The organism is Collinsella tanakaei YIT 12063 (genome assembly GCF_000225705.1).
In the GTDB taxonomy this organism is placed as follows: domain Bacteria; phylum Actinomycetota; class Coriobacteriia; order Coriobacteriales; family Coriobacteriaceae; genus Collinsella; species Collinsella tanakaei.
Window position 1 is genome coordinate 8,822 of sequence record NZ_JH126473.1, and the last position, 10,592, is coordinate 19,413.

General features: G+C 60.2%; 13 protein-coding genes. 4 read left to right on the top strand and 9 right to left on the bottom strand.

Annotated features, from left to right (window positions below; translation table 11 throughout):
• Positions 1–342: 342 nt before the first annotated feature.
• The 5 genes from HMPREF9452_RS09275 to HMPREF9452_RS09290 form a co-directional block, all read right to left on the bottom strand.
• Entirely contained in the window at positions 343–1,161 is an 819-nt protein-coding gene (locus HMPREF9452_RS09275; RefSeq protein ID WP_232205056.1) for an AAA family ATPase, read from the bottom strand.
• Between the two features lie 2 nt (positions 1,162–1,163).
• Positions 1,164–1,394, bottom strand: a complete 231-nt coding sequence (locus HMPREF9452_RS12215) for a helicase RepA family protein (RefSeq protein WP_232205054.1) — start codon at positions 1,392–1,394, stop codon at positions 1,164–1,166.
• A gap of 105 nt (positions 1,395–1,499) precedes the next feature.
• Complete coding sequence (locus HMPREF9452_RS09280; RefSeq protein WP_004010381.1) at positions 1,500–1,820, bottom strand: plasmid mobilization protein; 321 nt, start codon at positions 1,818–1,820, stop codon at positions 1,500–1,502.
• 3 nt (positions 1,821–1,823) lie between these two features.
• Positions 1,824–2,900: a site-specific integrase gene (locus HMPREF9452_RS09285; RefSeq protein WP_004010380.1), complete on the bottom strand. Its 1,077-nt coding sequence runs from the start codon at positions 2,898–2,900 to the stop codon at positions 1,824–1,826.
• A gap of 13 nt (positions 2,901–2,913) precedes the next feature.
• Positions 2,914–3,102 (bottom strand): helix-turn-helix domain-containing protein, encoded by a 189-nt coding sequence (locus HMPREF9452_RS09290; RefSeq protein WP_004010379.1) that lies wholly within the window; start codon positions 3,100–3,102, stop codon positions 2,914–2,916.
• Positions 3,103–3,268: 166 nt separating this feature from the next.
• Between HMPREF9452_RS09290 and HMPREF9452_RS09295 the strand changes: the two genes are divergently transcribed.
• Positions 3,269–3,826 carry a helix-turn-helix domain-containing protein gene (locus HMPREF9452_RS09295; RefSeq protein WP_004010378.1) on the top strand — a complete coding sequence of 186 codons (558 nt, stop codon included), beginning with the start codon at positions 3,269–3,271 and terminating at the stop codon, positions 3,824–3,826.
• A 177-nt stretch (positions 3,827–4,003) separates the two neighbouring features.
• Here the strand turns inward: HMPREF9452_RS09295 and guaA are convergent, their stop codons facing one another.
• Entirely contained in the window at positions 4,004–5,605 is a 1,602-nt protein-coding gene (gene guaA, locus HMPREF9452_RS09300; protein ID WP_009141884.1) for a glutamine-hydrolyzing GMP synthase, read from the bottom strand.
• Positions 5,606–6,028: 423 nt separating this feature from the next.
• Here guaA and HMPREF9452_RS09305 point away from each other — a divergent pair, with 423 nt between their 5' ends.
• Complete coding sequence (locus tag HMPREF9452_RS09305) at positions 6,029–7,084, top strand: asparaginase (RefSeq protein WP_009141885.1); 1,056 nt, start codon at positions 6,029–6,031, stop codon at positions 7,082–7,084.
• Here HMPREF9452_RS09305 and HMPREF9452_RS09310 read toward each other — a convergent pair.
• Positions 7,056–7,580: a hypothetical protein gene (locus tag HMPREF9452_RS09310; RefSeq protein WP_040362928.1), complete on the bottom strand. Its 525-nt coding sequence runs from the start codon at positions 7,578–7,580 to the stop codon at positions 7,056–7,058. The genes HMPREF9452_RS09305 and HMPREF9452_RS09310 overlap by 29 nt on opposite strands.
• Before the next feature lie 132 nt (positions 7,581–7,712).
• On the opposite strand from HMPREF9452_RS09310, the gene HMPREF9452_RS11635 reads away from it, so the two are divergent.
• Positions 7,713–7,928 carry a helix-turn-helix domain-containing protein gene (locus tag HMPREF9452_RS11635; RefSeq protein ID WP_040362930.1) on the top strand — a complete coding sequence of 72 codons (216 nt, stop codon included), beginning with the start codon at positions 7,713–7,715 and terminating at the stop codon, positions 7,926–7,928.
• Between the two features lie 660 nt (positions 7,929–8,588).
• Here the strand turns inward: HMPREF9452_RS11635 and HMPREF9452_RS09325 are convergent.
• Entirely contained in the window at positions 8,589–8,966 is a 378-nt protein-coding gene (locus tag HMPREF9452_RS09325) for a DUF1648 domain-containing protein (protein WP_009141887.1), read from the bottom strand.
• Between the two features lie 92 nt (positions 8,967–9,058).
• Complete coding sequence (ychF, locus tag HMPREF9452_RS09330; RefSeq protein WP_009141888.1) at positions 9,059–10,138, bottom strand: redox-regulated ATPase YchF; 1,080 nt, start codon at positions 10,136–10,138, stop codon at positions 9,059–9,061.
• A 135-nt stretch (positions 10,139–10,273) separates the two neighbouring features.
• Between ychF and HMPREF9452_RS12030 the strand changes: the two genes are divergently transcribed.
• A partial coding sequence (locus tag HMPREF9452_RS12030; RefSeq protein WP_009140863.1) for an IS110 family transposase occupies positions 10,274–10,592 on the top strand: 319 nt, incomplete at its 3' end.

Here is a 10,592-nt window from a genome sequence, read left to right on the forward strand (position 1 = left end):
CATTTGCGCCCTACGGGGTGGTGTGGGGGCTTTGCCCCCGGCAACTGCGGTTGCCTCCCCCAGCAGGGCCGCCCTTTGAAAAGGGCACCCTGCACCCCGCCTAAACTTTGTCACTCGCCGTTGGGCAGGGTGGAAAGGCCAGGGGCCTTTCCACCGCCCGGCAAGTGTTTTCCGTGGGCCGAAAGTCAAGGGGTACGGGTTGTATTGACTTGCGGCAATCTCCACCCGCAGGTATGCCCCCCTTGACTTTCGCCCCCGCTCCCCGTGACAGCCGTGACGACCGTGACGATGTTTTACACACCGCCTCCGCACTCCGAAAAGCTGTCACAGCTGTCACGGTCGTCACGCCTGGGGTTCCTCCAACGTGAGCTTGATACTCCGCCCGGCATGGGTTCGGGCGCTTTCATAGTGGATGTGGTACTCATAGGACAGCCGCCACGCCCGGACATTCAGCCGCATAGCCAGGGCATTGGGTTTCATATCCAGCCCCAGGGCGGCGACAAGTTCCGTGGCCGTCCCTCTCCACTCTGGCCGTTCCGCCGTTACCAGGGCGGCAACAGCCTCCAACACCGGGTCAGGCGGCTCCTGCCGCAGCTCCGTTTCCCGCCGCTCCAGCTCCCACACAAGCCGTTCCTCGTCCCGCTTGAGGTAGAGGCGCTGGTCTTGCTGATCCCGCCCAGAAATGTCCAGGGTGGCGGCGTTGTCTGCCCGCCGCTCCTTTTGGAGCAGAAAGGCCCCGTCTGCCGCACCCAATAAGCCGTTGGTGCCGGAGATCATATCAAACTTATCATCGGCCTGCTGCTTGCGGGTGTGATGTACAACCAGGAGGCAAACCCCGCTTATATCGGCAAACCGTTTCAGTTTGGTGATTACCTCATAGTCGTTGGCATAGCTGTACTTCTCTGCCCCGGCCTCCCGGATTTTTTGCAGGGTGTCGATGATAATAAGCCGGGTGTCCGTGTGTTCCCGGACAAAGCCCTTTAGCTGCTCCTCCAGGCCACCGCCGAGCTGCTTAGCTCCGATGGCAAAGAACAGGTTTCCGGTACTCTCTACTCCAAACATCCGGTACAACCGCTCCTGTAAGCGACGGTGGTTGTCCTCCAGGGCCAGATAGAGGACTGTCCCCTGGCGCACCTCATACCCCCACAGGGAAAGGCCCATACTCACATGAAGGCAAGCTGGACCATGAGAAAGGACTTGCCCACCTTGGGAGCGCCCACAAAGAGATATGTCCCCGCATAGAGCAGACCGTCTACCACAGGAGGTCTGCCGGGGTACACCTGTTCGTAGAGGTCATTCATAGACACGGTAGGCAGATAGGCCGGGTCATTGACCCGGCTTATCTGCCGCAGGATTTCCTCCAAATCTCTTTCCGGGGGCTTGTGTTCTGTCACGCCCTCTGCTATACTTTGGTTAGGTTTTTGTGAGAGCGACTGTCCCCCGTCTGCGCCAACAGGCGGATATGGGGCAGTCGTTTTCTCTTGCAATCTATCCATCTATCAATCCTCCCTCATGCCGTCCATGATGGCGGCGATCAGCCGGATGGTGTCCAGCAACTCCCCATCCACGCCATTCCCGGCCTCGATACGCTCCAGTTCTTCCAGAACGGCGGCCAGCTCGTTCCGCAGGGCCTTATACACCCTGGGGTTGCCCTGTACCACCACATCCCGGCACAGCAGCCGTCGGGTGATGTAGTCCTGTTTGGTAAGGCCGGAGAGCCGCACAGCGGTTTCAATTTCCCTGTCCTCATCCGGGGACACCCGGAAAGCCACAGTTTTGTTTCTCCAGCGGTTGTGTCGGTCAAGATTTTTCACTGACATGATTTAGGCCCCCTTTCGCTCCATGTCCAGTTTGTCCGCCATCTCCGCCTGCCGGGTGGGGAACAGGTGGGCGTAGCGGTAGGTAATATCAATGCTTTCATGTCCCACCCGGTCAGCGATTGCCAGGGCCGTAAAGCCCATGTCAATGAGCAGCGAAATGTGGGAGTGCCTCAGGTCGTGTATTCTGATCCGCTTTACCCCGGCCTCTTTCGCACCCCTGTCCATCTCCCGGTGGAGGTAGGATTTTGTCACCGTGAAAATGCGGTCGGTGGGCTTCACCCCATACAGGCTCTTGATATAGTCTCGCATTTCTTCACAGAGGAAAGCGGGCATTTGAATGACCCGGTTGCTCTTAGGGGTCTTGGGGTCGGTAATCACATCCTTGCCCTTAATCCGCTGGTAGGACTTGGAGATGGTGACGGTCTGTTTCTCAAAGTCGAAGTCGCCAGGAGTGAGGGCCAGCAGCTCCCCCTCCCGGACGCCGCACCAGTAGAGCATTTCAAAGGCGTAATAGGAAAGGGGCTTGTCCATCATGGCCTCGGCGAATTTCAGATACTCCGCCTTTGTCCAGAACAGCATTTCCCGTCCCTTTGGCTTTCCCATATTGCCCGCCTGGGCAGCGGGATTGACCTTTAGATTGTAGTGCCGTACCGCATGGTTGAACACGGCGCTCAACTGATTGTGCAGCGTTTTTAAGTACACCGGAGAGTAGGGCTTGCCGTTCTTGTCCCGGTAACCCAGCATTTCATTCTGCCAGGCGATGACCTCCTTGGAGTGAATGTCGCACATCTTCCGCTTGCCGAAGTACGGCACCAACTTCTTGTAGAGGATATGCTCTTTCGTCCCCCAGGTGTTTTCCTTGATACGGCCTTTCATGTCCGCCACATAGACAGCCACGAAGTTTTCAAAGGTCATTTCCAGGTCGGCGGTCTGTTGTTGCAGGAATGTCCGCTCCCACTCCAGAGCCTCCCGCTTGGTGGGAAAGCCCCGTTTCATTTTCTTTACTTTCTTGCCCGTCCAGTCCTCGTAGTAAAAGGACGCATACCATGTGCCCTTTGCCTTGTCTTTGTATGCCGGCATTGTGGTTCCCTCCTTATTGTCTGTCCCGCAGCCCATAGAATTTTTCCTCGAAGTAGCGCCTGCTTACCCGTCCGGGAATGGTGAGAAAGCCTTTTTTCTTCAGCTCCTCGTTCATCTCCCGCACCAGCTTGTAGGCGTAGGGCTTGGAAATGCCCAGCTCCCTGGCGACCTCCTCTGCTCTCACAAACAGCTCCTTTTCCATGGTCAGCACCTCCTTATTTTAGTTTCGCAAATATGTTAATGTCACCATCTTCATTATACATTAACATAAGTGTTAATGTCAAGAATTTATTTCGCATTTTTGTTAAAGATTATCTTGCATCTTTCGCTTTTTTGCGCTATACTATTGGCAAAGGCGGTGGGATATTATGACAGTCGGAGACAAGATAAAGAAAATCCGCACCTTTCGAGGCATGACACAAAAGGAATTGGGGCTTGCTATCGGCTTTGAGGAAAAGGGAGCGGACAACCGGATCGCCCAGTATGAGACGAATTACCGTGTTCCGAAACGGGAACTGCTGGACAAGATGGCCGAGGCGCTGCGGGTAGACCGCCAGAACTTCTACACCATCGCCCCCGGCTCTGCCGAGGACTTCATGCGGACATTCTTCTGGCTGGACGAGGACAGCCCTGGCGCTATCCGCCTGTTCCAACTTGTCCGCAATCCGGGCAGAGCAGGGGCCGCTGATGATACCGCTGTACGGTACAATGATAGCGATGACTGGCCCGCACACCCTCCCGTGGGTATGTACTTCCAGTATGGCCTTGTGGACGAGTTCATGCGGGAATGGCTTTTTCGTCAGCAGGAGTTACACGCCGGGGAGATCACCAGGGAAGAGTATTTTGAATGGAAACTCAACTGGCCCCATACCTGCGACGATGGCCTGGAAAGCGAATATTATATCCCTTGGCGGAAAAATAAATAAGACAAGCAAAAAAACCGCCCTGCTGAATTTGTCGTTCAGCAGGGCGGTTTTGCTTGTCCTTTTGGGATTTTTCTCTTGAGAATACCGGGCGGACACAAATAGTATCAATCCAGTATCAAGAGCAGTATGGACGGGCAAAAAAGCCTGTATTCATGCGGGTTTTCGCCGTTTCGAGCGTCATTCCCACTCGATGGTCGCGGGGGGCTTTGAAGTGATGTCGTACGCCACGCGGTTGATGCCGGGGACCTCCGCCACGATGCGGCCGGAGATGCGCGCGAGCACCTCGTAGGGCAGGCGCGCCCAGTCGGCGGTCATGGCGTCGCTGGACTCAACGGCGCGCAGGATCACGGGGCGCGCGTAGGTGCGCTCGTCACCCATCACGCCCACGGACTTGATGTCGGGCAGCACGCAGAAGTACTGCCAGCAGGAGTGCTCGGAATTGCGCTCGCCGGTCTGTTCAAACAGGCGCGCGTTGTACTCGTCCAGCTCCTCGCGCACGATGGCGTCGGCGTTCTTCAGAATCTCGAGCTTCTCGGGGCTCACCGCGCCGATGATGCGGATCGCAAGACCCGGGCCCGGGAACGGCTGGCGGTACACGATGTGCTCGGGCAGGCCCAGTGCCAGGCCCAGCTCGCGAACTTCGTCCTTGAAGAAGTGGTCGAGCGGCTCGATGAGGTCGAAGTGCACGCCCTCGGGGAACGGGATGAGGTTGTGGTGGCTCTTGATGGTGGCCGTCTTGCCGCCGGTCTTGCGCGCGCCGCTCTCGATGATGTCGGGATAGATGGTGCCCTGGGCCAGGTACTTCACCGGACGGCCGTCGGTCTCCAGATCCTTGGCGACGGCGAAGAACTCGTTCCAGAACTGCGTGCCGATGATGCGGCGCTTCTGCTCGGGATCGGTCACGCCATCCAGCAGCTTGGCGTAGCGCTCTTCCGCGTGAACGTGGATGAAGTCGACGTCGAACTGCTTGGTGAAGACCTCCTCCACCTGCTCGGGCTCGTTCTTGCGCAGCAGGCCGTGGTTGATGAACACGCAGGTCATCTGGCGACCGATGGCGCGGGCGCCAAGAGCGGCGACCACGGAGGAGTCGACGCCGCCGGAAAGCGCCAGGATAACGCGGTCCTCGCCCACCTGAGCACGGAAGTCCGCGGTCATGGTCTCGACCAGGTTGTCCATGGTCCAAGTGCCCTCAAGGCCGCAGATATTGAACAGGAAGTTCTTGAGCAGCTGCTGGCCGTACTCGGTGTGCTTGACCTCAGGGTGGAACTGCGTGGTGAAGATGCGGCGCTCCGCGTTCTCCATGGCGGCCACGGGGCACACCGACGTGCTGGCGGTGACCACAAAGCCCTCGGGCACGGCGGAGACGGCGTCGCGGTGGCTCATCCACACGGTTTGCTCGAGCGGGGTGGCGTTGAACAGGGCGCTCTCGCGATCGCGCTCGATGGTCGCAGGCCCGTACTCGCCCACCTCGGAGTGGCCCACCTCGCCACCCAGGGTGACGGCGGTGATCTGGTGACCATAGCAGAAGCCCAAAATAGGCAGGCCAAGGTCGAAGATAGCGGGGTCGACGCTGGGAGCGTCATCGGCATAAACGGACGCGGGGCCGCCGGACAAGATCAGCGCGGACGGCTCCATGGCGCGAATCTCGTCTGCGGAAATATCGCACGGAACGATCTCGGAATACACGTGCAGGTCGCGCACGCGGCGGGCGATGAGCTGAGCGTACTGGGCGCCAAAGTCGAGCACCAGCACCTTCTCGTTTGCCTGGTTCTGAGACATGGGTCTCCTCCCTAATATGCCCGCCGGCGCGAGCCCCGGAAACGCCAGCGTTCCTCCTGCGGTTTGGCGCAGGATGCAGCCCGGCGCAACGGAAGCGCGCATGCGAACATGTGGGTACTACAAAAAACGACCGTCATATCATACACGCTCGCTATGTAGATGACGCGAAATGTAACCTACCACCTGCGAGAATGCATATTTGCACCAAACCGCTCCATCGCGGCGCCCAGACAGCTACCACAGACAGCTACCGGTTAATAGCGCTTTTTAAAAGACATGGAATGCCGTGCTTTTCTTCTCCTGCACCCCATATCCGCCTATGATGGATTGGAACTATCCACTTCACGCATCGCCTTTACCACGCCCTGACACGTCTTTACCGTAACGGGCTTTGCGTTTTTGGACGAGAAACGGCTTTACGCAATGAAGAACATCCTACTCATCGCCACCGGCGGCACCATCGCTTCCGCAGAGGACGGCAACGGCCTCTCCCCCGCCCTTACGGGCGAGCAGCTAGCGCAGGCGGTACCGCAGATCGCGGGGATGTGCCAGCTGGATATCGTCCAGCCCATGAATATCGACAGCACCAACATGCGCCCGCAGGATTGGATGCGTATCCGCGACGTCATTATGGACGGCTACGATACCCACGACGGCTTTGTAGTGCTGCACGGCACGGACACCATGTCCTACACCGCAGCGGCGCTTTCTTATCTGATCCAGAACAGCGACAAACCCATCGTCCTCACCGGCTCGCAACAACCCATGGGGCACCCCTTTACGGACGCCAAGCTCAACTTATACCAAAGCCTGCTATACGCCATCGATGACAACTCGCGCGACGTCTCGATTGTCTTTGGCGGCAAGGCGATCGCCGGCACGCGTGGGCGCAAGCAGCGCACCATGAGCTCCAACGCCTTCATCAGCGTCAACTACCCGTCGCTGGCATACATTCGCACCGACCGCATCATCCGCAGCGGCGCCGCAGTTGCCGCGCAGGCCATCGCCGAGGTCGCGCGCCGCACATCGGGCACGGTGGATGCGCGCGCGCCGCTTACGTACAACAAGATCGACGATCGCGTATGCGTGCTCAAGCTCACGCCAGGCATGACCCCGCGCGTCTTTGAGCTCCTCGCCCAGGATTACGACGCGATTATCTTGGAGACCTTTGGCATGGGAGGCATTCCCGAGTACGGCGCCGACGCCGGACTTACCTATCAGCAGGCGATTTTTGACTGGGTTGATTCCGGCCGCACCATCGTGATGACCACGCAGGTGCCCGAAGAGGGCCTTGACTTGGGCGTGTACGAGGTTGGCCGCGCCTATGCCGAGCATCCCGGCATCTTGAAGGGCGACGACATGACCACCGAGGCGCTGGTAGCGAAGACCATGTGGGCCCTGGGACAATCGCGCGATCCCCAGACCGTTCGCGATCTGTTCTACCGACCGGTCAATTTCGATCGCGTTGTTTTGGACTAAAGGCCCGAGCGCGCAGAAGCGCTAACACCAAACCGCCCGCCGATCGTGCGGGCAGGACAACATCCGCCATGCGCCGGACCTCGTCCCCCGCTTCCGCCAGCGCAAGCACCCTTCCAGCCCCCATAGCGACCTCGCGGTCCAGGGGGCTGGTTGCTATATAGGCGACATCGCCCATACGCAGAGAGCGTCGATGGCACAGCGCGGCCAGGGCCTCGCCGCGAGCGACGGGAAAACTGGGAACATACAGGGATTCCGGAGATACCCACGCGTAATCCACCTGCGCGGGCTCTGCTGTTGCTTGGGCTCGCAGCGGCGGCGTATCGTCCAAAAGCGCTACTACGCGCCGGCCCTGCGCCGCCATGTGGTTGAGCAGGTCCCGCTCGTCCTCGTAAAACAAGCCGGACTCGCCTTGCGCGCCCACGCAGAACCCGGCAGATAAGCCCACGGCAACAAGCCGGCTGCCCCGAAGAGCCTGGTTCATATCGATGATGCGCACGGTCGCCTCCCGCCGTGTGTAACCGTTTGCCGCCCCAAAATGACTAAGGTGCCTTACGTCGAAATTATGCAAAACATAGGATTGTAAACTGCAGTTTACAGTGTTTTCCGGCAATACCCGCACACTCAGGGCATGAAAACGAGCATCCAACATATTCTGGGCGAGAACGTCCGCCGCGGGCGGGAAGGAACCGGACTGAGCAAGCTCCAGTTCTGCCTGACCGCTGGCATTAGTCGCCCAGAGCTGGATCATATTGAGAACGGCGATGGCAACCCCAAGCTGGAAACGCTTGTAAGCCTTGCCGCTTGCCTTGATGTTGAGGTTTGGGAGCTGCTTAGGCCGCACTAGCAGGCGGCGGAGCGGTGTGGCGTTTGGTGCTGGGACGTTAGGGCGCCGGGACGCATGCTCGTGGTTTGTACGTTTAGACCCCGAGCCTTGGTTTTGGTGCCGCGGCGTACAAGATGACATAGCACTTAGTTACGTTTGGGCACCCAGCTTTGGGCTGGGTGCCGTTTTGTATACACACGCGGTTTGGGAAGTGCGTCTGGGCACCCAGGTTTTAACCGGGTGCCCAGACGTACTTTTTGCAGGTGGGACTGGCGGCGCGTTTGCACGCTCTGGCACCCGTCTGGAAACTAGGGGCCGCAAGGTGCGTACAAGGAGCGCGTAATGCACGCGCGGGCACCAAGCTCTGCGCTGGATGCCCGCGCGTACACATGGAGCGCGGTAAAGGCACGCTTTGGCACCGAGCCTTTAGCCGGGTGCCGAAACGTGCCTGCGTGGGATGGTTGCGCCCCGGCGACTATGCCCCAGCAGCCACGCCCAAGCATCTGCGTCCAGAGCCCCGCGGACGGTAAGCAGTAAAAAAACGGCGCCCGGTCAACCCGGACGCCGTTAGCGAACCTATTGTGTTGTCGAGCGCGCGATGAGACGCGCTAATGGATGCCCTTTGGATGCGCTACCGAACGCGTGCATTGCGGACGACGCGCTTCCGACGGTGCGCTTGCGCTAGAACAGGCCGTGACCGGTGAGCGCCGCGTAGAACATGTAGGCGTTGGCCAGGTTGAGCACGACGCCGGTGACGATGCCGTTGCGCAGGAAGCGCTCGGCGGTAACAACCGCCATCGCAGGCGAATCGATCTCATGGGCACGAGCCTGCTTGCCGGCGCTCATATAGGTAGCAAGGCCCAGCAGAACAGCAAAGACGGGAACCACGAACATCTCGTAGCGGCTGCCCCAACGCATGACCTCTCCGGACTGGGCGATTCTCATCGCAACCTGCTCGGGCATTTGCGGCACGAAAAGCGCCGCCGTAATCAAAGGCACCACGGCAAGGACGATCAGCACGATCGACATGATGCCGGCCTTCTTTCCATATTTAAACATCTAGGTGAGTCCTCTCTCCTTCAGGCGTGCTCGCGCGGCGCCATCATCGGGCTGCGCGGTAGTGCGGCCATCGATCGACGTGGCGATGATACCTACACGTTGAAACGGAAGTGCACCACGTCGCCATCATGCATGACGTAGTCCTTACCCTCCATGCGCAGGCGGCCGGCGGCCTTGGCGCCCTGCTCGCCGCCCAGCTCGACGTAATCATCGAACGCGATGGTCTCGGCCTTGATGAAGCCGCGCTCGAAATCGGTGTGGATCACGCCGGCTGCCTGCGGGGCGGTCGCGCCCTGGCGAACGGTCCAAGCCTTGACCTCCATCTCGCCGGCGGTAAAGAAGCTCTGCAGGCCAAGCAGCCTGTAGGCGGCCTGGGCCAGCGTCTCAAGGCCGGAGTGCTCAAGGCCAAGGTCGGCCAGGTACTCGGCGGCCTCCTCGGGCTCCAGTTCGGAAAGCTCGGCCTCGACCTTGGCGCAGATGGGAATGGGCGTGACGCCGTCGATGGGCTCGAACTCAGAGGTCAGCTCGTCCTCGTCCACGTTGGCGACGTAGAGCATGGGCTTCATGGTGAGGAGGAACAGGCCCTTGGCGGCAGCGCGCTCCTCATCCGTCATGCCCAGCGCGGCGGCGCGGTTGCCCTCGTTGAGCCAGTCGACCAGGCGCTTGGCGATCTCGAGCTTAGGGACGAGGGTCTTGTCGCGCTTGGCCTCCTTCTCCAGCTTGGGCAGCTGTTTCTCGAGGGTCTGGATGTCCGCCAGGATAAGCTCGGTCATGATGGTCTCGGCGTCGCTCGCCGGGTCGACGAAGTCGCCGGTATGGTTGACCTCGCGCATGACGTCCGGGTCCTTGAAGTAGCGAACGACCTCGCAGATGGCATCGCACTCGCGGATGTTGGCCAGGAACTGGTTGCCCAGGCCCGCGCCCTCGGCGGCAGCGCCCTTGACCAAGCCTGCGATGTCGACGAACTCGACAGTCGCGGGGACGATGCGGCCGGGATGGACGATGTCCGCCAGCTGCTGCAGGCGCGCATCCGGCACGTCGACGATGCCGACGTTGGGATCGATGGTGGCGAACGGATAGTTAGCGGCAAGGCCGCCCTTCTTGGTGAGGGCGGTGAAGAGCGTCGACTTGCCCACGTTGGGCAGGCCCACGATGCCGATCGAAAGTGCCATGAATACTCCTTGCAACGAGACGATATGAGTTGAACATTGGGAGCCCCTCCCCTTGCAGCTCTATCGTGGGTCGGGCGACAATGGTCGTAGCGCCAACCGTGGCCGCGCGCCACATGCGACGGAGAGGGGCCCGCCATGTCCAATTATGTCACAGCCATCGGTCTCGACGTCCACGCGAGGAGCATCTCCGCATGCGCCTTCGACCCCATGACCGGCGAGGTGTCCCGCGCAAGGTTCGGATACGACCCCGCGTCGGTCGCCGAGTGGGCACTGGGGTTCGAGTCGCCCAAGGCGGTGTACGAGAGCGGCCCGACCGGCTTCCACCTCTGCCGCGCCCTGAGGGCGCTCGGCGTCGACTGCGCCGTAGGCGCCGTCTCCAAGATGCACCGGCCGGCCGCCGACCGCGGGCGCAAGAACGACCGGCGCGACGCCGAGTGGCTCGCCAGGCTCCTCG

Bases quoted from the DNA above. Each gene is read 5' to 3' on its own strand.
- HMPREF9452_RS11635 (WP_040362930.1), top strand. From the start codon at position 7,713: ATGAAAACGAGCATCCAACATATTCTGGGCGAGAACGTCCGCCGCGGG.
- HMPREF9452_RS09285 (WP_004010380.1), bottom strand. From the start codon at position 2,900: ATGCCGGCATACAAAGACAAGGCAAAGGGCACATGGTATGCGTCCTTT.
- guaA (WP_009141884.1), bottom strand. From the start codon at position 5,605: ATGTCTCAGAACCAGGCAAACGAGAAGGTGCTGGTGCTCGACTTTGGC.
- HMPREF9452_RS09325 (WP_009141887.1), bottom strand. From the start codon at position 8,966: ATGTTTAAATATGGAAAGAAGGCCGGCATCATGTCGATCGTGCTGATC.
- HMPREF9452_RS09295 (WP_004010378.1), top strand. From the start codon at position 3,269: ATGACAGTCGGAGACAAGATAAAGAAAATCCGCACCTTTCGAGGCATG.
- HMPREF9452_RS09275 (WP_232205056.1), bottom strand. From the start codon at position 1,161: ATGGGCCTTTCCCTGTGGGGGTATGAGGTGCGCCAGGGGACAGTCCTC.
- HMPREF9452_RS09290 (WP_004010379.1), bottom strand. From the start codon at position 3,102: ATGGAAAAGGAGCTGTTTGTGAGAGCAGAGGAGGTCGCCAGGGAGCTG.
- HMPREF9452_RS09280 (WP_004010381.1), bottom strand. From the start codon at position 1,820: ATGTCAGTGAAAAATCTTGACCGACACAACCGCTGGAGAAACAAAACT.
- ychF (WP_009141888.1), bottom strand. From the start codon at position 10,138: ATGGCACTTTCGATCGGCATCGTGGGCCTGCCCAACGTGGGCAAGTCG.
- HMPREF9452_RS09305 (WP_009141885.1), top strand. From the start codon at position 6,029: ATGAAGAACATCCTACTCATCGCCACCGGCGGCACCATCGCTTCCGCA.